Annotated in this window: 18 protein-coding genes; 9 read left to right on the plus strand and 9 right to left on the minus strand. The window is 74.3% G+C overall.

Features of this window, described 5'->3' with window-relative positions; genetic code table 11:
- Window positions 1-149: 149 nt before the first annotated feature.
- Window positions 150-845: a demethylmenaquinone methyltransferase gene (locus AC3ANM_RS08420; protein ID WP_488287676.1), complete on the minus strand. Its 696-nt coding sequence runs from the start codon at window positions 843-845 to the stop codon at window positions 150-152.
- Between the two features lie 176 nt (window positions 846-1021).
- Here AC3ANM_RS08420 and AC3ANM_RS08425 point away from each other — a divergent pair, with 176 nt between their 5' ends.
- Window positions 1022-2311: an isochorismate synthase gene (locus AC3ANM_RS08425; protein WP_488287677.1), complete on the plus strand. Its 1290-nt coding sequence runs from the start codon at window positions 1022-1024 to the stop codon at window positions 2309-2311.
- Here the strand turns inward: AC3ANM_RS08425 and AC3ANM_RS08430 are convergent.
- Window positions 2308-3516, minus strand: a complete 1209-nt coding sequence (locus AC3ANM_RS08430) for an MFS transporter (protein ID WP_488287678.1) — start codon at window positions 3514-3516, stop codon at window positions 2308-2310. The two genes, AC3ANM_RS08425 and AC3ANM_RS08430, sit on opposite strands and share 4 nt — an antisense overlap.
- A gap of 50 nt (window positions 3517-3566) precedes the next feature.
- Between AC3ANM_RS08430 and AC3ANM_RS08435 the strand changes: the two genes are divergently transcribed.
- A complete protein-coding gene (locus AC3ANM_RS08435; protein WP_488287679.1) occupies window positions 3567-4847 on the plus strand; it encodes a GNAT family N-acetyltransferase in 1281 nt (426 codons plus the stop codon).
- On the opposite strand, the gene menD is transcribed toward AC3ANM_RS08435, so the two are convergent.
- On the minus strand, window positions 4844-6544 hold the full coding sequence (gene menD, locus AC3ANM_RS08440) for a 2-succinyl-5-enolpyruvyl-6-hydroxy-3-cyclohexene-1-carboxylic-acid synthase (protein WP_488287680.1): 1701 nt from the start codon (window positions 6542-6544) through the stop codon (window positions 4844-4846). The genes AC3ANM_RS08435 and menD overlap by 4 nt on opposite strands.
- A 101-nt stretch (window positions 6545-6645) precedes the next feature.
- Here menD and AC3ANM_RS08445 point away from each other — a divergent pair, with 101 nt between their 5' ends.
- The 3 genes from AC3ANM_RS08445 (at window position 6646) to AC3ANM_RS08455 (ending at window position 9267) form a co-directional block, all read left to right on the plus strand.
- A complete protein-coding gene (locus AC3ANM_RS08445) occupies window positions 6646-7632 on the plus strand; it encodes a TIGR03557 family F420-dependent LLM class oxidoreductase (RefSeq protein ID WP_488287681.1) in 987 nt (328 codons plus the stop codon).
- A gap of 32 nt (window positions 7633-7664) precedes the next feature.
- The gene (locus tag AC3ANM_RS08450) at window positions 7665-8552 is read left to right on the plus strand and encodes an oxygenase MpaB family protein (protein WP_488287682.1); all 888 of its coding nucleotides are present in this window, start codon (window positions 7665-7667) and stop codon (window positions 8550-8552) included.
- A gap of 70 nt (window positions 8553-8622) precedes the next feature.
- Window positions 8623-9267: a pyridoxamine 5'-phosphate oxidase family protein gene (locus AC3ANM_RS08455; protein ID WP_488287683.1), complete on the plus strand. Its 645-nt coding sequence runs from the start codon at window positions 8623-8625 to the stop codon at window positions 9265-9267.
- Between the two features lie 30 nt (window positions 9268-9297).
- On the opposite strand, the gene AC3ANM_RS08460 is transcribed toward AC3ANM_RS08455, so the two are convergent.
- Complete coding sequence (locus AC3ANM_RS08460) at window positions 9298-10308, minus strand: o-succinylbenzoate synthase (protein WP_488287684.1); 1011 nt, start codon at window positions 10306-10308, stop codon at window positions 9298-9300.
- Window positions 10309-10326: 18 nt separating this feature from the next.
- On the opposite strand from AC3ANM_RS08460, the gene AC3ANM_RS08465 reads away from it, so the two are divergent.
- The gene (locus tag AC3ANM_RS08465; protein WP_488287685.1) at window positions 10327-11286 is read left to right on the plus strand and encodes a 1,4-dihydroxy-2-naphthoyl-CoA synthase; all 960 of its coding nucleotides are present in this window, start codon (window positions 10327-10329) and stop codon (window positions 11284-11286) included.
- A gap of 68 nt (window positions 11287-11354) precedes the next feature.
- On the opposite strand, the gene AC3ANM_RS08470 is transcribed toward AC3ANM_RS08465, so the two are convergent.
- Window positions 11355-12104 carry an SDR family NAD(P)-dependent oxidoreductase gene (locus tag AC3ANM_RS08470; RefSeq protein ID WP_488287686.1) on the minus strand — a complete coding sequence of 250 codons (750 nt, stop codon included), beginning with the start codon at window positions 12102-12104 and terminating at the stop codon, window positions 11355-11357.
- Window positions 12105-12143: 39 nt separating this feature from the next.
- On the opposite strand from AC3ANM_RS08470, the gene menE reads away from it, so the two are divergent.
- The 3 genes from menE to AC3ANM_RS08485 are packed head-to-tail and all read left to right on the plus strand — an operon-like array spanning window position 12144 to window position 14545.
- The gene (gene menE, locus AC3ANM_RS08475) at window positions 12144-13319 is read left to right on the plus strand and encodes an o-succinylbenzoate--CoA ligase (RefSeq protein WP_488287687.1); all 1176 of its coding nucleotides are present in this window, start codon (window positions 12144-12146) and stop codon (window positions 13317-13319) included.
- Between the two features lie 43 nt (window positions 13320-13362).
- On the plus strand, window positions 13363-13629 hold the full coding sequence (locus AC3ANM_RS08480) for a PLDc N-terminal domain-containing protein (RefSeq protein ID WP_488287688.1): 267 nt from the start codon (window positions 13363-13365) through the stop codon (window positions 13627-13629).
- Between the two features lie 43 nt (window positions 13630-13672).
- Window positions 13673-14545: a 1,4-dihydroxy-2-naphthoate polyprenyltransferase gene (locus AC3ANM_RS08485; RefSeq protein ID WP_488287689.1), complete on the plus strand. Its 873-nt coding sequence runs from the start codon at window positions 13673-13675 to the stop codon at window positions 14543-14545.
- A gap of 114 nt (window positions 14546-14659) precedes the next feature.
- Here AC3ANM_RS08485 and AC3ANM_RS08490 read toward each other — a convergent pair whose 3' ends face one another.
- Genes AC3ANM_RS08490 through AC3ANM_RS08505 form a run of 4 tightly spaced genes read right to left on the minus strand, consistent with a single transcriptional unit; the run spans window position 14660 to window position 18354 of the window.
- Window positions 14660-14923: a DUF4229 domain-containing protein gene (locus tag AC3ANM_RS08490; RefSeq protein WP_488287690.1), complete on the minus strand. Its 264-nt coding sequence runs from the start codon at window positions 14921-14923 to the stop codon at window positions 14660-14662.
- Between the two features lie 3 nt (window positions 14924-14926).
- Entirely contained in the window at window positions 14927-15943 is a 1017-nt protein-coding gene (gene ccsB, locus AC3ANM_RS08495) for a c-type cytochrome biogenesis protein CcsB (RefSeq protein ID WP_488287691.1), read from the minus strand.
- Window positions 15940-17580: a cytochrome c biogenesis protein ResB gene (gene resB, locus AC3ANM_RS08500; protein ID WP_488287692.1), complete on the minus strand. Its 1641-nt coding sequence runs from the start codon at window positions 17578-17580 to the stop codon at window positions 15940-15942. Before resB ends, ccsB begins: the two co-directional genes overlap by 4 nt.
- Window positions 17581-18354, minus strand: a complete 774-nt coding sequence (locus AC3ANM_RS08505) for a cytochrome c biogenesis CcdA family protein (protein ID WP_488287693.1) — start codon at window positions 18352-18354, stop codon at window positions 17581-17583.
- Window positions 18355-18368 lie beyond the last annotated feature (14 nt).

The raw sequence follows: 18368 nt of genomic DNA on the forward strand, positions 1-18368 counted from the left end.
CTACGCCCGCCCGGGGGTGACCTGAACCCGGGGTGGGGGGAGGCGCCGGCCCGACGCGTCGGGCGGGTGTGACAGGGGGCGGACGGGCCCGTCCGACCTGCGGGCGCCGGGACGCCGTGACGGCCGGCGGGGACGGCGCCGTGCGGGCGTCAGCCCGCCTTGGCCGCCCGGTGCAGCGCGACGACCCCGCCGGTCAGGTTGCGCCAGGCGACGTCCTGCCACCCCGCCTCGGTGACGGTGCGCGCGATACCGGCCTGGTCGGGCCACGCCTGGATGGACTCGGCGAGGTAGACGTAGGAGTCGGGGTTGGAGCTGACCCGGCGCGCGATCGGCGGCAGCGAGCGCATGAGGTACTCGCTGTAGACCTTGCGGAACGTCCGGTTCACCGGGTGGCTGAACTCGCACACCACGAGCCGGCCGCCCGGCTTGGTCACCCGCAGGAACTCCCGCAGCGCCGCCAGGGTGTCGGCGACGTTGCGCAGCCCGAACGACATGGTGACGGCGTCGAAGGAGTCGTCGGCGAACGGCAGCCGCAGCGCGTCGGCGGCGGTGAAGCCCAGGTCGGGCCGGCGGCGGTTGCCGACCCGCAGCATGCCCAGGGAGAAGTCGGCCGGCACGACGTGCACGCCGGCGTCGGCGAACGGCTCGCTGCTCGTGCCGGTGCCCGCGGCGATGTCGAGCACGCGCTCGCCGGGCACCGCGTCGACCGCCCGCACGACGGCCCGTCGCCACAGCCGGTCCTGCCCCAGGGACAGCACGTCGTTGGTCAGGTCGTACTTGCCCGCCACGTCATCGAACATGGCGGCGACGTCCTGGGGACGCTTGTCGAGGCTGGCGCGGATCATGGGCCCCATCCTCGCCCATGCCACCCCCGCGCGCGCACGGGCGGCCCACCGGTATGCCGGGTGGCCGGCCCGCGGCCCGCTCACCTCGGGTGGCGCGCCGGGCCGGCGACCGGCGTAGGCCGGGTCACCACGGTCGCGGACCCGGTGGGGAGGACGCAGTCGTAGGCTTGCTCGCCGTGACCCCTGATGCCGCCTCCGCCCCGACGCTGCCGGCGCCCGGGCCGCTCGTGGCGCGCACGATCGCGATCGAGGACCCGGGGGCGTTGCTGCGCCTGCTGCCGGACTCGGTGACCCCGGAGCTGGTCTCCTCGTGGGTGCGCCGCGGGGAGGGCCTGGTCGGCTGGGGACGGACGCTGACCTTCGAGGCGCAGGGCCCCGACCGGTTCGCCGCCGCCGAGCAGTGGTGGCGCGAGGTCGTCACCCACGCGGTGGTGCGCGACGACGTGGTGCTGCCCGGCACCGGCCCGGTCTGCTTCGGGTCCATGTCCTTCAGCGACGACTCCCCCGCCGGCGCGGTGCTCGTGGTGCCCGAGGTCGTCGTGGGTCACCGCGGCTCGCATTTTTGGCTGACCACCATCACCGACGGGTCCACGCTGCCGGGCCAGCACGTGCCCGCGCCTGCCACCGACCCGGACGCCCCCCGCGAGGTGGCCTTCGCCGACGGTGCCCTCTCCGGGGCCGAGTGGTCGGGGGCCGTCGCCGCCGCGGTCGAGCGCATCGCCGCCGGCGAGATGGACAAGGTCGTGCTCGCCCGCGACCTCGAGGTCGACGCCGCCGGGCCGATCGACCCCCGCTGGCTGCTGCACCGGCTGGCCGAGCGCTACGACAACACGTGGGTCTTCGCCGTCGACGGCCTGCTGGGTGCCACCCCCGAGATGCTCGTGCGCCTGGAGAAGGGCCTGGTCACCTCCCGGGTCCTCGCCGGCACGATCCGCCGGACCGGTGACGACACCCGCGACCTGGCCCTCGCCGCGTCCCTGGCCCGTTCCTCCAAGGACCTGGAGGAGCACGAGTACGCCGTGCGCTCGGTCGCCGAGGCCCTCGAGCCGCACTGCACGTCGATGAACGTGCCCGAGGCGCCGTTCGTGCTCCACCTTGCCAACGTGATGCACCTGGCCACCGACGTGGCCGGCGTGCTCGCCGACGGGACCACGTCGTTGGGCCTGGCGGCCTCGCTGCACCCCTCGGCGGCGGTCTGCGGCACGCCGACCCCGGTGGCGGCGGTCGCCATCGCCGAGCTCGAGCACATGGACCGCGGCCGTTACGCAGGGCCGGTCGGCTGGATGGACGCCAGCGGCGACGGCGAGTGGGGCATCGCCCTGCGGTGTGGGGCCTACGCCCCGGATGACGCCAGCCGGATGCGGCTGTTCGCCGGGTGCGGCATCGTCGCGGGCTCCGACCCGGACGCCGAGCTGGCCGAGTCGGACGCCAAGTTCGTCCCGATGCGCGACGCCCTCGACGCCTAGCGCAGCGGGCCGACGTCCGGCTCGGTGACCATGTGCGAGCGGGTGGTGACCGGCGCGGCATACCGCGCGAGCACCACGATGAGCGCGGCGAACCCCGCGACCAGCAGCAGCGCACGGTCCAGGCCGAAGCGGGAGGTGAGCAGGCCGATGCTGGGCGCGCCCAGCAGGAACCCGCCGTAGCCGATGGTGGAGACCACGCCGATCGCCCGCTGCCCACGACCGGGCACCTCGCCGGCGGCCGACATCGTGGCCGGGAAGACCGTGGCCAGCCCCAGGCCCCACAGCAGGCCACCGAGGACGGCGGCGGCGAGCCAGGGCACCAGGCAGACGAGCACCACACCGGTGAACGCGCACAGCCCGCTGACCCGCAGCACCCACACCCGGCCGAACCGCTCGATCGCCGGGCCGCCGGCGAGCCGCCCCACCAGCATCGTGAGGTTGAACGCCGCGAACGTCAGCGCCCCGAACGCCGCCGGGGCGTGCCGGTCGTCGACGAGCAGCAGCGCCAGCCAGTCGTTGGCCGCGCCCTCCCCCATCGCCGTGGACAGGGTGATCAGGCCGATGAGGACCTCCAGTCCGGTGATCCCGGACCGGAGCGGGGTGGTGGGCGCCTCGGCCTCCGGCTCCGGCGCCTCCTCGACCCCGACTTGGTCGCCGACGAAATGGCGCAGGGAGAGCAGCACGACCACGAGGACGACGACGCTCGCGACGGGAAGCTGGACCTTGAGCGGCACCCCGAGCTTGGCGGTGAGCACCCCGACGAGGGCACCCGCCAGCGTCCCGGCGGAGAAGCCGGCGTGCAGCCGTGGCATGAGTGACCGCCCCCGCAGGCGCTCGACGTGGTGGCCCTGCACGTTCATGGCGACGTCCCAGACGCCGGTCGTGGCCCCGATGAACACGAGGGTCGCGGACAGCGCGAGCGGCGACGCGGTCCAGGCCATGACGACCCAGGCGGTCACGTTGACCAGCGCGACGACGGTGATGGTCGCCCGGCTTCCCCAGCGCTCGACCACGCGCCCGGTCCACGGCATCGCCAGCACCGAGCCGATGCCGCCACCGACCAGGGCCAGGCCGAGCTGGGCGCTCGTGGCCCCGACCTGGTCCCGCAGCGCCGGCATCCGCGCATAGGCCTGCGCCATCAGCGCGCCGTTGATGGTGAAGACCGCGACGACGGCAGGGACCGAGCCCCTCACTGGCTGACGCATGGCACCAATCCTGTTGCATGGCCGGTCACGGGCGCGCAAGGCTCCGGCACATGGACAGTGAGCGTCCCACCACCGGCATCGACATCGTCCCGCTCGGCCCGGGCGACCGCGAGCGCCTCCTGGCGGTCGACGCCGCCGCCTTCTTCTTCGACCCGGCCCAGGTCGACCCGGAGCACGTCGTCGCCCACTTCGACTGGTCGCGGACGTTCGGGACCAGCCGCGACGGTGGCACGGGCCTGTGCGGGGTCTACACCGCCTACGACCTGGCGGTGACCGTCCCCGGGCCGCTCGACACCCTCGCCACGGTGCCGATGCCCGGGCTGTCGTGGGTCTCGGTCCACCCCGACCACCGCCGCCGCGGCGTGCTGCGCGCCATGCTCGGCCACCACTTCGGCCAACTGCACGAGCAGGGCGTCGGGCTCAGCGGGCTGCACGCCGCCGAGCCGGGCATCTACGGCCGGTTCGGGTATGCCGTGGCCTCCCTGGAGGCCCACCTGACCCTCGGGCGCGGGGCCACCTTCACGGCACCCTCGCTGGAGGAGGAGGCCGGGCGGCTGGAGACCTGGTTCATGCCGGCCGACTGCGACGAGGCGCGGGCGCGGATCCAGCGGGTCCACCTCGCCAGCGCCGCCCGCACGCTCGGCGCGGTGCACCGCTCGGAGCACCTGGCCGCCCACAGCTTCCGCGACCACCCCGCGGAGCGCGTCGGCCGGGAGCCGCAGCAGGTGATGTTCAGCCACCGCGACGGCGAGCCCACCGGCTACGCCCGGTTCAGCCGGACCCCCACTTGGGAAGCCGGCAGCCCGCGCGGCAGTGTCGAGGTCGTCGAGCTGGTGGCGCTGGACCCCGCCTCCCTGCTGGCGCTCGCCCGGCGCTTGGTCGACTTCGACCTCACGACCACGGTGTCGCTGTGGAACCGCTCGCTGGACGACCCGGTGCTCTGGTGGGCCGGCGGGCCGCGGGCGGTCGAGGTCCGCACCGCCGACGCCCTGTGGCTGCGGCTTGTCGACGTCGGGCGGGCCCTCTCGGAGCGCGGCTACGCGGCCGGCTGCGACGTGGTGCTCGAGGTGCTCGACGAGGTCTGTCCGTGGAACCACCGGCGCTGGCGCCTCGGCGTCGACGACCAGGGCGTCGGGCAGTGCACGCCGACGCAGGACCCTGCCGACCTGCGGCTACCGGAGCAGGTGCTCGGCGCGGCCTACCTCGGCTCGCGCAGCATCGCCGCCCAGGCCGGGCGCGGTCTCGTCGAGGAGCTGCGCCCCGGTGCGGTGCGCCGGCTGTCCCTGGCGATGCGGGCCGACCGCGAGCCGGTGCCCGGCATCTCCTTCTAGCCCAGCGCGGCCGCGGCAGCCTCGCGCAGCCGCGCGTGCAGGTCCCGGTGCCCCTCGCGCGGCACCGGGACCTCGACGACCCGGACCCTCTTGGGGCTCTCGGCAACCGCGGTCGCCAGCTGGTCGCGGGTCACGGCCAACGTGTGGGCCACCCCGTGCGCCCGGCAGAGGTCGGCCAGCGAGGTGCCGGTCGGCGTGCCGAAGATGCGCTCGAAGTCCGCGGCCCGGGCCGGCTCGCCCGGCTCGAGCAGGGTGAAGATGCCGCCGCCGTCGTCGTTGGGCACGACGACCGTCAGGTCGGGGCGCGGCTCCTGCGGCCCGATGAGCAGGCCGTTGCCGTCGTGCAGGAACGTCAGGTCCCCCATCAACGCGTATGCCGGCCGGCCCGGTGCCGCGAGCGCGATCCCCAGCGCGGTGGACACGCAGCCGTCGATGCCGGCCAGCCCGCGGCTGGCCACGACGGTGGTGCCCGGGTCCACCTGCGTGGGGTCCATCGCCAGGTCGACGTCGCGGGCGGCGTTGGAGGAGCCGACGAACAGGACGGCCCCGGCGGGCATCGCGGACAGCACGCTCGCGGCGACGCCCAGCCCCGACGGCCAGGCGGCGTCGATGACCGGCCGGGCGGCGGCGGTGACCCGCGTCGCGGCCTCGCGCCAGGCCCGGGCCCACTCCTGGTCGACGCTGAGGTGCTCGTGGCCGGCGAGCGCCGCCCACGGGTGCACGCGCTGCACCACGTGGCCGGGGTCGGGCCAGTCGGTGCCGCTGGCGACGGCCTCCACGCGCACCCCGGGGTGGCGCAGCAGCGTGGCGACCGCGCGGGAGAGCGTCACCCGCCCCACGAGGAGGACGCGGCGGGGCCGATGCTGTTCCAGCCACTCCCCGGCGGTCAGCAGCAGCGGGCCGTGGGGCAGCACGGCCGAGCGGTCGTAGCCCCCGAACGGCTCGGCGAGCAGCGGCCAGCCGGTGTCCTGCGCCAGCGCGGCGACCTTGGCGGCCGATGCCGGGTCGGGCAGGTCCCCCAGCAGCACGAGGGTCCGGGGCTCGTCCTCCAGCGGCTCGGCGACCGCGATGGAGCGGTCGGTGCGCACCCACGGCTCCCCGCCGGGCCTGCCGTCCAGCGGCTCCGGCCACGGCTCGGCCTCGACGGTCGGCACGAGCGGCTCGCGCAGCGGGACGTTGAGGTGGACCGGGCCGGAGACGCGGCCCAGCGTGCCGGTCGCGGCGGCGCAGGCGCGGCTGATGACCGAGCGCCACACCGCCACCTGGCCGACCCGGCGCTCGGGTGCGCCGAGGTCGTGGAGCCAGCGGACCGGCATACCGAACAGGCCCGGCTGGGTGGTGGTCTGGTTGGCCCCCGTCCCGCGCAGCTCCGGCGGGCGGTCGGCGCTGAGGACCAGCAGCGGGACGGCGGCGTGGTGGGCCTCGAGCACGGCGGGGTGCAGGTTGGCGACCGCGGTGCCGGAGGTGGTGACCACGGGGACCGGGCGCCGGCTGAGCTTGGCGAGCCCGAGGGCCAGGAAGCCGGCCGAGCGCTCGTCGACCCGCACGTGCAGGCGGATCCGGCCGGCCCGGTCGGCCTCCTGCAGGGCGTAGGCCAGCGGCGCCGAGCGCGACCCCGGGCACAGCACCGCGTCTCGGACGCCATGGCGCGCGAGCTCGTCGACGAGGACGGTGGCCAGCGCGGTCGAGGGGTTCACGTGCCCGATCCTGCCGCATCGCCTCGCCGGACGGCCGCGACCGGGCATGTTCGACGGGCAGATGGGTACGGGCAGCGGACCACCACACCGAAGGAGGACCCATGGCACAGCGTTCGGCAACCCGGTTCGGCTACACGCTGATGACCGAGCAGTCCGGCCCCCGCGAGCTGGTGCGCTACGCCGCACGGGCCGAGGAGGCGGGCTTCGACCTCGAGGTCATGAGCGACCACTACTTCCCGTGGCTCGAGGAGCAGGGGCACGCCGGCTACGCGTGGAGCATGCTCGGCGCGGTCAGCCAGGTGACCTCCCGGGTGGAGCTGATGACCTACGTGACCTGCCCGATCATGCGCTACCACCCGGCGGTCGTGGCGCAGAAGGCCGCCACGCTCGGGCTGCTGTCCGACGGCCGGTTCACCCTCGGCCTCGGCGCCGGGGAGAACCTGAACGAGCACGTCACCGGACAGGGCTGGCCCCCGGTCAACGTGCGGCACGAGATGCTCGCCGAGGCGGTGGAGATCATCGACGCGCTGCTCGACGGCGAGGACGTCAGCTACGCCGGGAAGCACTACCGGGTCGACTCGGCCAAGGTGTGGGACGTGCCCGAGCAGCGGGTGCCGATCGCCTGCGCCGTCTCGGGCCGGCAGTCGATCGAGACGCTGGCGCCTCGCTCGCAGGCCATGGTCGCGGTGGAGCCCGACGCCGACCTGGTGCGGGCCTGGGACGAGGTCAAGGGCGGGTCCTCGCGCAAGATCGGGCAGGTCCCCGTCTCGTGGGGCCCGTCGCGGGACGAGGCGATCGCCCGGGCCCACCGCGAGTTCCGCTGGTTCGGCGGCGGGTGGAAGGTCAACGCCGAGCTGCCGGGCCCGGCCGGGTTCGCCGGGGCGACGCAGTTCGTCCGGCCCGAGGACGTGGCGGCCTCGATCCCCTGCGGCCCGGACCTCGACGCGATCGTCGAGGCGGTGCGGCCGTTCTGGGAGGCCGGGTTCACCGACGTGGCGCTGGTGCAGGTCGGGGACGAGACACAGGAGGACTTCCTCAAGGTGGCCGAGGGCGAGCTGCTGCCGGCGCTGCGGGAGGCGGCCGGCTGAGGGTGTCACCGGGGGCGCGCACAATGGGTGACATGGCCCCGATCGAGGTGCTCCGCAGCCAGGTCCAGCGCGCCATCTTCGCCAAGGTCGCCGGCCCCGACGGCCCGGCCCTGCGTGACCGGATCCACGGCACGCCCGGCCCGCGCTGGTTCCCGCCCGGCTCACCGATCCGCCGGGTCCACGCCGACACGGCGATGTACCCCGGCGGCATCCGCGCCCTGCTCCTGCAGTCGCTGCACCCCCTGGCCATGGCCGCGGTGGCCGACCACTCGGGATACCGGTCCGACCCGTGGGGGCGCCTGGCACGCACGAGCGCCTTCCTCGCAGTGACGACCTTCGGGACCGCCGAGGACGCCGAGGCCTCGGTCGCGGCGGTGCGGCGGGTGCACTCGCGGATCAGCGGGGTTGCGCCGGACGGCCGCCCCTACCGCGCCTCCGACCCGCACCTGCTCGCGTGGATCCACGTCGCCGAGGTGGACAGCTTCCTCACCGCGCACCAGACCTACGGCCGCCACCCGCTCACGCCGCAGGAGGCCGACGACTATGTCGCGCAGGCCGGTGAGGTGGCCCGTCGCCTCGGGGCCGACCCGGCTGAGGTGCCCTCGAGCACGGCGGAGCTCGCCTCGCTGCTCGAGGCCTACCGGCCGGAGCTGGAGGGCACGCGGGCGGCGCGGGACACCGCGCGGTTCCTCATGGTCGAGGCGCCGCTGCCGCTGGTGGCCCGGCCGGCGTACGGCCTGCTGTGGGCCGCGGCGGTCGGACTGATGCCGACGTGGGCCCGCGCCCCGCTGCGGCTGCCGCACCTGCCGATCCTGGAGCACACCGCCATCCGTGCGGCCGGGCACACCATGGTCGGCGGCCTGCGCTGGCTGGCCGGGTCCGGGGGCGTCGTCACGGTCGACGAACAGCCGGCCGCCTGAGCAGCGCTCACGGTACGGTCAGCGACGGACCGGCCGGAGACCCCGGCCGCCAGGCCAGGGGGAGGCATGGGTGGACAGCGCGACGTGGACCGAGGTCGGCTCCGAGGAGGAGCTGCGGGAGCTGCTCGGCTCCCCGAGCCAGCGGGTCGCCGAGAAGGTGCGCCCGGAGCTGACCGAGCTCGACCGGCAGTGGCTGGCCACCTCGCCGCTGTGCGTCGTCGCCACCTCGGATGCCCACGGGCGCGTCGACGCCTCCCCCAAGGGTGACCCGAGCGGGCACCTCGTCCACGTCCTCGACGACCACACGATCGCCCTGGCCGAGCGGCCGGGCAACCGCCGCGCCGACGGCTTCCTCAACGTCCTGGAGAACCCGCACGTCGGGCTGCTGTTCCTCGTCCCCGGCCGCGGGGACACGCTACGGGTCAACGGCCGGGCCAGACTCGTGCGCGAGGCGCCGTTCCTGGACGACATGGCCGTCAAGGGCAAGCGGCCGTTCATGGCCATGGTGGTCGAGGTGGAAGAGGTCTTCTTCCACTGCGCCAAGGCCTTCCTGCGGTCCGGCCTCTGGCAGCCGGAGACGTGGCCGTCCGCAGAGGCGATCCCGTCGCGGGCCCGCATCGCCAAGGCGCTGGAGCGGCCGGACACCCCGCTCGAGGAGCTCGAGGCCTACTACGGCCCGGGCTACGCCCGGGACGAGAACCTCTACGGGGCCTGAACCCCGGCGAAGTGCAGCGGGTGCAGGACGTCAGCAGCGGTCGTCGGCACCGAGCACCTCCCAGCACCGCCGCACCCGCTCGGCCCACCAGTGCTGCCGATCCTCCGGTGCCGCCCACCGCCTCAGCAGCAGCGAGTCGACCTCGGCCCCGGCGACGGCCAGCGCTCCCCTGCGGGGCACCATCGAGGGCACCGCGACGTCGCCGGCCATGAGCTCGACGGTGCCCAGCCCGCAGGCGTAGGGCAGCGCGGGCAGCGCGGCCGCGAGCGCCACCCCGGCGGCGATCCCGACCGAGGTGTCGAGGGCGCTGGAGACCACCGTGGGCAGCCCGCACTCCTGCGCGATCGCGAGAGCGGCCCGCACGCCCCCCAGAGGGGCCACCTTGACGACCACCACGTCGGCGGCCCCTTCGCGCGCGACCCGGATCGGGTCGCTCGCCTTGCGGATCGACTCGTCGGCCGCGACGAGGACGTCGACCCCGTCCCGCGCCAGCGCGGTGCGCAGGGCGGTCAGCTCCTCGACGCTCGCGCACGGCTGCTCGGCATACTCCAGGCCGTGTGCCGCGAGCCGGCTCAGTGCCTCCCTCGCCTGCTCGACGTCCCAGCCGCCGTTGGCGTCGACCCGGATCCGCGCCCGCGGACCCATGACGTCCCGGGCCGCCGCCACCCGCGCGAGGTCGTCGGCGAGGTACTGCCCCCGCTCGGCGACCTTGACCTTGGCCGTGGTGCACCCGTCATACCGGGCGAGGACCGCGGCGACCTCGTCGGCGGGGACCGCGGGCACGGTGGCGTTGACGGGCACCGAGGAGCGGACAGGGACCGGCCAGCCCCGCCACCCGGCTTCCACGGCCGCGGCCAGCCAGCGCGCGGACTCGGCGTCGTCGTACTCCAGGAACGGCGCGAACTCCCCCCAGCCGAGCGGCCCGTCGAGCAGCGCCACCTCGCGCGCCATCACCCCGCGGAAGCGCACCCGCATCGGGATCCGCACCACGTGGAGGGCGCCGATCACGTCCTCGAGGCCGGGCGTCCACGGTTCAGCCATGCGCCTATCCTCACTCACGTGACGGACCAGCCGAGCAGCCACCACCGCCCCGACGCCGTGTCGGAGATCTTCGACCCGACCGCCTGGGAGGTCGTCGAGGGCTTCGACTTCACCGACATCACCTACCACCGCGCCGTGGTCGACGGCCCGGGCCGCGGCACGGTGCGGATCGCGTTCAACCGCCCCGAGGTGCGCAACGCCTTCCGCCCGCACACGGTGGACGAGCTGTACCGCGCGCTGGACCACGCGCGGATGACCCCGGACGTCGGCGCCGTGCTGCTGACCGGCAACGGCCCGAGCAGCAAGGACGGCGGCTGGGCGTTCTGCTCCGGCGGCGACCAGCGCATCCGTGGCCGCAGCGGCTACCAGTACGCCGAGGGCGAGACGGCCGACACCGTCGACCAGGCGCGGGTGAAGGCCGCCGGCGGCCGGCTGCACATCCTGGAGGTGCAGCGCCTGATCCGCACCATGCCCAAGGTCGTCATCGCCGTCGTCAACGGCTGGGCGGCCGGCGGCGGGCACAGCCTGCACGTGGTGTGCGACCTGACGATCGCCAGCCGCGAGCACGCCCGGTTCAAGCAGACCGACGCCGACGTGGGCTCCTTCGACGGCGGCTACGGCTCGGCCTACCTGGCCAAGATGGTCGGGCAGAAGTTCGCCCGCGAGATCTTCTTCCTCGGGCGCACCTACTCCGCCGAGGACATGCACCGCATGGGTGCGGTCAACATCGTCGCCGACCACGCCGACCTCGAGCGCGAGGCGCTGCAGGTCGCCGCGGAGATCAACGGCAAGAGCCCGCAGGCGCAGCGGATGCTGAAGTTCGCGTTCAACCTCACCGACGACGGGCTGATGGGCCAGCAGGTCTTCGCCGGCGAGGCGACCCGCCTGGCCTACATGACCGACGAGGCGGTCGAGGGCCGCGACTCCTTCCTGGAGAAGCGCGACCCCGACTGGAGCCCCTTCCCCTGGTACTTCTAGGGATCCGGACAGAACGCGAGGGACCGTGCGGCTGCCGCACGGTCCCTCACGGCGTATCCGCGGCCGGTTCAGTCCGCGACCCGGTGCACCTTGTGCTGGGCCGCCTGCGCCCGCGGCCGCACGACCATCCGGTCGATGTTGACGTGGGCCGGCCGGGTCGCCACCCACGCGACGCAGTCGGCGATGTCGTCGGCGGTCAGCGGCTCGGCCACGCCGGCGTAGACCGCGTCGGCCTTGTCCTGGTCCCCGCCGAAGCGCTTGAGCGCGAACTCGTCCGTGCGCACCATCCCCGGCGCGATCTCGCAGACCCGCACCGGCTGGTCGAACAGCTCCAGCCGCAGCGTGTCCACCACCGCGGTCGTGCCGTGCTTCGCCGCGACGTAGCCGCCACCGCCCTCGTAGGCCACCTGCCCGGCGGTCGAGCCCATCACGACGACCTGACCGCCCGCCGCGACCAGGGACGGCAGCAACGCCTTGACCACCGCGACCACGCCGATGACGTTGACCTCGTACATCGCCCGCCACGCGTCAAGGTCGGCGGAGGCCACCGGCTCCAGCCCGATCGCCCCGCCCGCGTTGGCCAGCAGCAGGTCGCACCGACCGCCCACGGCCGCGGCCAGGGCCGCCACGTCGGCGCTGGAGGTCACGTCGCACACCACCGCGCGGCCGTCGATCTCGGCCGCCAGCGCCTCGATCCTGTCGGCCCGACGGGCGGCGCACACCACCTCGTAGCCCGCGGCCGCGAGCCGGCGGGCCGAGGCCGCACCGATCCCGCTGCTCGCTCCGGTCACCACTGCCAAGGGTCGCGACGTCGACATGCCCGCGAGTATCGCAACCCCACGGCATACCCTCCTGACGTGACCCGCGCCCTCGCTCCGCTGGCCGTCCCGCCGGGGGCCGACGCCCTGCGCGTCCTGCACGGCCTCGCCCGGGCGCTCGACGGCAGCGGGCCGGCGCTGCTGCCCCACGCCGCCGACGCCGAGGCCCCCGCGGTCCCGGCCGACGCGGACGTCCCGGAGGACCTCGCGCTGGCGGTGGGCACCTCCGGCTCCACCGGCCGGCCCAAGCGGGCGCTGCTGACCGCCACCGCGCTGCGCGCCTCGGCGACCGCCACCCACGACCGGCTCGGCGGCCCCGGCCAGTGGCTGCTGGCGATGCCGGCGCACCACGTCGCCGGGCTCCAGGTTCTGGTCCGCTCCCTCGTCGCCGGCACCGCACCGCTGGCCGTGGACACCCGCGACGGCTTCACCGCCGCGGCCTTTGCCGCGGCCACCGCCCGCCTCGACCCCGCCGCCCGGCACTACACGGCGCTCGTGCCCACCCAGCTCGTGCGCCTGCTCCAGGACGCCGAGGGCCGGCAGGCCCTCACCCGGTATGCCGCGGTCCTCCTCGGCGGCGCGGCCACCCCGCCCAGCCTGCTCGCCGCCGCACGCGAGGCCGGCGTCACCGTGGCGACGACCTACGGGATGAGCGAGACCGCCGGCGGCTGCGTCTACGACGGGCGCCCGCTCGAGGGCGTCCGGGTCGACCTCGACGACGACGGCCGGGTCAGCCTGGGCGGCCCGACGGTGGCCCACGGCTACCTCGCCGAGCCGGAGCTGAGCGCCGCCTCCTTCAGCCGCGGTCCGGACGGCACCCGCTGGTTCCACACCGACGACCTCGGCGAGCTCGACGCCGACGGTGTCCTCCACGTGCGCGGGCGCATCGACGACCTGGTCAACACCGGCGGGCTCAAGGTCGCCCCGCGCCTGGTCGAGGACGCCCTGCTCGCGCACGTCGCGGGCGTGGCCGAGGCCGTCGTCGTCGGGGTCCCCGACCCCGAGTGGGGCGAGGCGGTGGCGGCCGCCGTCGTCCTCACCGGGACGGCGACCGCCCCGGAGGTGGGCGCCGTGCGGGACCGGCTGCACGGCATACTCCCCGGCCACGCCCTCCCCCGCCGCCTGCTGGTGGTGTCCGCGATCCCGCTGCGCGGCCCCGGCAAGCCCGACCGGGCGGCGGTTCGGGCGATGTTCGGGGACAGCGGCACGCGGTGAGAGAATCGGTGACCACAGGACCGAGGCCGGGGAGGCGACGAGGATGGGACGCGTGCTGCTGCCACTGCTGGGTCTCGCGCTGACCATCTACGCCGTCGTCGACTGCATCCAGACCGACCAGGAGCAGCAGCGCAACCTGCCCAAGATGGCGTGGGTCGTGCTGATCCTGCTGTTCCCGCCGATCGGCGGGATCGCGTGGTTCATCGCCGGCCGCCCGCGCCGGGGCTACGGCGACCGGGGCCGCGGTCCCGGGCGTCCGGGCACGCCGCTCGGGCCCGACGACGACCCCGACTTCCTGCGCAACCTCTGAGCCTGCCCCCGTCCGCACCCACCACAGAATCACGAGCACCCTCATGGCCACGTTGTCCCAGTGGGTCGCGGGCGCGCGCCCGAAGACCCTGCCCGCCGCCGTCGCCCCCGTCCTCGTGGGGACCGGGGCGGCCGCCGCCCTCGACCGCACCGACGCCGCCTCCGCGCTGCTGGCGTTGCTGGTCTCCCTCGCCCTCCAGGTCGGCGTCAACTACGCCAACGACTACTCCGACGGCATCCGCGGCACCGACGAGGAGCGGGTCGGCCCGGTCCGCCTCGTCGGGCAGCGCCTGGCCATCCCCGGCCACGTCAAGCTCGCGGCGATGTCCTCCTTCGGTGCCGCCGCCGTCTTCGGACTCGCCCTCGTCGCGCTGAGCGAGGCCTGGTGGCTGCTGCTCGTCGGCGCGGCGGCGATCGTCGCGGCCTGGTACTACACCGGTGGCAAGCGCCCCTACGGCTACGCCGGGCTCGGCGAGGTGTTCGTCTTCGTCTTCTTCGGGCTGGTGGCCGTGCTGGGCACGACCTTCACCCAGGCCCACCGGCTGAGCACCGCCGCGTGGGCCGGTGCCGTGGGGGTCGGCGCGATCGCCGCAGCGATCCTCGTGGCCAACAACCTGCGAGACATCCCCGGCGACACCGTCTCCGGCAAGCGCACCCTCGCCGTCCGCCTCGGGGACCACCACACCCGCACCCTGTATGCCGCGCTCCTCGCCGTCGCGCTCGTCGCGGTCGGCGTGGCCGCCCTGTCCGGCTGGACGGCCCTGCTCGCGCTGCCGGCGTTCGCGCTCGCCGTGCCGCTGGTGCGCACCGTCTGGGGCAACGCCAATGGCCGGGAGCTCATCCCGGTCCTGGCCGGCACCGGCCGCTTCGAGCTGGTCTACGCCGCGCTGCTCGCGCTGGGACTCACCCTGAGCTGAGCAGCCGGCCACCCGGCATACCCGGCCTTTCCGGACCGGACGCACCAAACGGCCCGTTTCCGGCCCCTCAGGGCGGTGAAACGGGCCGTTTGGTGCGTCCGGATGGGCGGGCGCCTACACGCGGGCGGAGCCGCCGTCCTCGTCGTCCTCGACCTGCTCGTCGCTCACCCGCTGCGAGGCCCGAGCGGCGCGCTGCTCGGCGCGCGCGGCGATCTTGCGGCTGAACTCCTCGCGCGGGCCGGCGAGGACGAAGTAGGACACGACCATCGAGCCGAGCGCGGCGACGACGACGAGCCAGATCTCACGCAACCCGAGCAGGTAGCCCAGGCAGATGAAGCCCAGGAACAGCAGCAGGCGCAGGACGGTGTAGCGGGCCATCGGTCACATTCCGGAGTAGGAGTGCTGGCCGACGAAGAACACGTTGACGACCATGTAGTTGACGAGGATGCAGCCGTAGCCGGCCAGGCCGAGCCAGGCGGCGCGGCGGGCGGACCAGCCGGTGGTGGCGCGGGCGTGCAGGTAGGCGGCGTAGACCACCCAGATCACGAAGGTCCACACCTCCTTGGGGTCCCAGTTCCAGTAGTGGCCCCAGGCCTGCTCGGCCCAGATCGCGCCGGCGATGAGCGTGAACGTCCACAGCGGGAAGGCCACGATGTGCAGGCCGTATGCCGTGCGGTCAAGCTGGCGCGCGGAGGGCAGGAAGGTGTTGACCCGGGACTGGGCCGCGCTGAGCTGCGCGGGCGCCAGGGCCTCCAGCCACGTCTTGACCAGGTAGAGGATCGTCACGCTGAACGCGATGGTGAAGATCGCGACCGACAGCGTGGCGACGGTGACGTGGATGACCAGCCAGTAGGACTTCAGCGACGGCAGCAGCTGGCTGGCCTGGGTGTAGAAGACCGTGACGGCCAGGCCGAGGGTCAGCAACACCGGGCCGACGACGAACAGGCCCAGCCATCGCAGGTCGCGGCGCAGCGACAGGCCGAGGAAGACCACCATGACGAACGAGCAGCCGACGAGGGAGAACTCGTACATGTTGCCCAGCGGCGGCCGCTCCACGGACAGGCCGCGCAGGGCGGTCGCCGCGACGAGCAGGACCGCGCCGAGCCACGACAGCGAGAAGCCGATGCCGGCGGCCTTGCGGCGACGCTGGGTGGGCTCGACGCCGGTCGCCGCGGTCGCGGCTGCGGTGCCTGCGCTGCCGGAGCCGGCCACGGCAGGGGCGCTGGCACCCGCGCCGACGAGCTCGCGCTCAGGCGTCTCCTGCTCGACCCGCGGCGCGAAGCCGGCGAGGTCGATCGCGAAGGAGATCATCGCGATGGTGAACACCGCCATGGCCGAGTAGAGGCTCAGGTTCGAGTACGACGCGAGCGTCTGGTTCGTCAGGATCTCGTTGCTCATGCTGTGCGCCCTGTCCGTTCTGCGATGGAGGCGAGCAGGTCCTCGACGGCACCCGCCAGCCCGGCGTCCTCACCCTTGGCGAGCCCACCGACGGTCACCACCGTACGTCCCGGCACCGCGCCGTCCGTCGCCGACCCCTGCTGACCTGCGGAGACCTCGCTGACCCGGACGAACACGCGCCGCCGGCGGATCATCAAGGAGGCGATCAGGCCGGCCAGGGCCAGCAGCGCACCCCAGAGGGCGAGGGCCTTGCCCGGGTCGTGGCGGATGGACAGGCCGGCGAAGCGCTGCACGCCGTCGAAGGTGATGCTGCCCCGTCCCCCGGGCAGCTGGTAGGTCTTGCCCGGCGTCAGCCAGATCCGCAGCGGCGCGCGCTTGGCGTCGGTCAGCTGGGTCATCTTCTCCGTGGAGAGGGTGTAGACCGACTGCGGCCGGCCGCCGGGGTAGAGCTCGCCCTCGTAGACGCCCAGCGCCAGGGCCGGGTTCTTCAGGTCCGGGAAGGCCGAGGACGGGCCGAAGGTCTTGTCGATGTAGGCCGTGGGCAGGAAGAAGCCGAAGAAGCCGAGCTGCTTGCGGCTGGCCGCCGACACCTTCACCGCACCGACCGACTTGTAGTTGTTGTCCTGGGTCAGGAACGGCGTGGCCTGGTGGTAGAGCACCTGGCCCTTGGCGTCGCGCACCGTGACGACCGGCGCGTAGCCGTTGCCGAGCAGGAACACCGAGGCGCCGCCGAGCGTCAGCGGGTGGTTGACCTTGAGCACCTGCTTCTGCGGCGCGGCGTCGGGGGTGTCGCGGGTGGTCGTGTATGCCGTGAAGTCCCGCGGTGCACCGCGCTGGGACCCGCCCGCCTTCTCCTCGAAGGACACGTCCAGCTTGTCGACCGCGACCGAGAACGGCGTGAGCGACTCGGGGTCGACCCACGGGCCGGGGTCGATCGTGTCGTACGCCGAGAGGGTGTTGGAGAACGTCTCCCCCGCCGGGACGATCACGTCGCCGCGCCACCCGAAGAGGTGACCGACCGCGATACCGACGATGACGACGATCAGGGCGAGGTGGAAGACCAGGTTGCCCGTCTCGCGCAGGTAGCCGCTCTCGGCGCTGAGCGACTCCGTGTCGTGGGCGTGGACCCTGAACCGCTTGCGGCGCAGCACCTCGCGGGCGGCGGCGAGGGCCTCCGTCGGCCCCACGGCGACGGTGACCTCGGCGTGCTCGGGCAGCCGGTCCAGGCGCCGCGGCGCCTTCGGCGGCCGGGCCCGCATGGCGTGCCAGTGGATCTTCGAGCGCGGCACGACACAGCCGACCAGGGAGATGAACAGCAGCAGGTAGATCGCCGCGAACCAGGGCGAGGAGTAGACGTCGAAGAAGCCGAGCTTGTCCAGCCAGGGCCCGATGCTGCGGTGTTGGGCGAGGTAGTCGGCAACCCGGCCGGCGTCGATGTTGCGTTGGGGCCAGATCGATCCGGGGACGGCGCCGATCGCCAGCAGCAGCAGGAGGAACAGCGCGGTGCGCATGCTGGTCAGCTGGCGCCACGCCCAGCGCAGCAGGCCCAGCGGGCCGAGCCGCGGCAGGGTAACGCCCCGCTCGTCCGCGTCGTCGGGGCGGGTGTCCAGGCGCTCGTCGGAGACGTTGCGGCTCATCTACAGGACCGTCCTGAAGTTCTCGACCAGTCGGGTCTGGAAGGTGGTGGTGACGGTGTCCCACAGCCCGGTCACGAGCAGGACGCCGACGGCGAGCAGCAGCACGCCGCCGGTGATCTGGATGCCGCGGTGGTGGCGCTTGAGCCAGCCGGAGGCGCGTCCGGCGCGGCTGTAGCCGAGGGCGATCAGCAGGAACGGCACGCCGAGCCCGAGGCAGTAGGCCAGGGCGAGGACGACGCCGCGGGCGACGGCGTTCTGGTCCCCGCTGGTCGTCGCGAGGGTCATCACGGCGCCGAGCGTGGGGCCGGTGCACGGCGCCCAGCCGAGGCCGAAGACCATGCCGAGCACGGGGGCGCCGATGAGCCCGGCGCGGGGCCGCCACCGGGGGGCGAAGGTGCGCTGGGTGCCCAGGCCGCCGACGCCGAGGAAGACCAGCGCCATGAGGATGACCAGGACGCCGCCGACGCGCATCAGCGCCGTGCGGTGCTCGACCAGCAGGGCGCCGACGGAGGCGAAGAAGGCGGCCCCGGCGACGAACACCAGCGAGAAGCCGAGGACGAAGAGCACGGCGCCCAGGAACAGCCGGCCACGGCCGCGTCTGGCCAGCGCCACGTCGGACAGACCGGTGACGTAGCCGAGGAAGCCCGGCACCAGCGGCAGCACGCACGGTGAGGCGAAGGAGACGAGACCGGCGACCAGCGCGACCGCGAACGCCACCGGCAGGGCACCGGTGGCGACGGTCGTGCCGGCGTCCGCGAGGACGGACGTCGCCACGGACGCAGCGAGGG

It is taken from the genome of Oryzihumus sp. JJN4-3R, assembly GCF_057747915.1.

What these genes read in the sequence shown, in the direction of transcription:
- AC3ANM_RS08450 (WP_488287682.1), top strand. Translation starts at nt 7,665, where the DNA reads ATGGCCCCGATCGAGGTGCTCCGCAGCCAGGTCCAGCGCGCCATCTTC.
- AC3ANM_RS08445 (WP_488287681.1), top strand. Translation starts at nt 6,646, where the DNA reads ATGGCACAGCGTTCGGCAACCCGGTTCGGCTACACGCTGATGACCGAG.
- AC3ANM_RS08480 (WP_488287688.1), top strand. Translation starts at nt 13,363, where the DNA reads ATGGGACGCGTGCTGCTGCCACTGCTGGGTCTCGCGCTGACCATCTAC.
- resB (WP_488287692.1), bottom strand. Translation starts at nt 17,580, where the DNA reads ATGAGCCGCAACGTCTCCGACGAGCGCCTGGACACCCGCCCCGACGAC.
- AC3ANM_RS08470 (WP_488287686.1), bottom strand. Translation starts at nt 12,104, where the DNA reads ATGTCGACGTCGCGACCCTTGGCAGTGGTGACCGGAGCGAGCAGCGGG.
- ccsB (WP_488287691.1), bottom strand. Translation starts at nt 15,943, where the DNA reads ATGAGCAACGAGATCCTGACGAACCAGACGCTCGCGTCGTACTCGAAC.
- AC3ANM_RS08435 (WP_488287679.1), top strand. Translation starts at nt 3,567, where the DNA reads ATGGACAGTGAGCGTCCCACCACCGGCATCGACATCGTCCCGCTCGGC.
- AC3ANM_RS08485 (WP_488287689.1), top strand. Translation starts at nt 13,673, where the DNA reads ATGGCCACGTTGTCCCAGTGGGTCGCGGGCGCGCGCCCGAAGACCCTG.
- AC3ANM_RS08420 (WP_488287676.1), bottom strand. Translation starts at nt 845, where the DNA reads ATGATCCGCGCCAGCCTCGACAAGCGTCCCCAGGACGTCGCCGCCATG.
- AC3ANM_RS08490 (WP_488287690.1), bottom strand. Translation starts at nt 14,923, where the DNA reads ATGGCCCGCTACACCGTCCTGCGCCTGCTGCTGTTCCTGGGCTTCATC.
- AC3ANM_RS08430 (WP_488287678.1), bottom strand. Translation starts at nt 3,516, where the DNA reads ATGCGTCAGCCAGTGAGGGGCTCGGTCCCTGCCGTCGTCGCGGTCTTC.
- AC3ANM_RS08460 (WP_488287684.1), bottom strand. Translation starts at nt 10,308, where the DNA reads ATGGCTGAACCGTGGACGCCCGGCCTCGAGGACGTGATCGGCGCCCTC.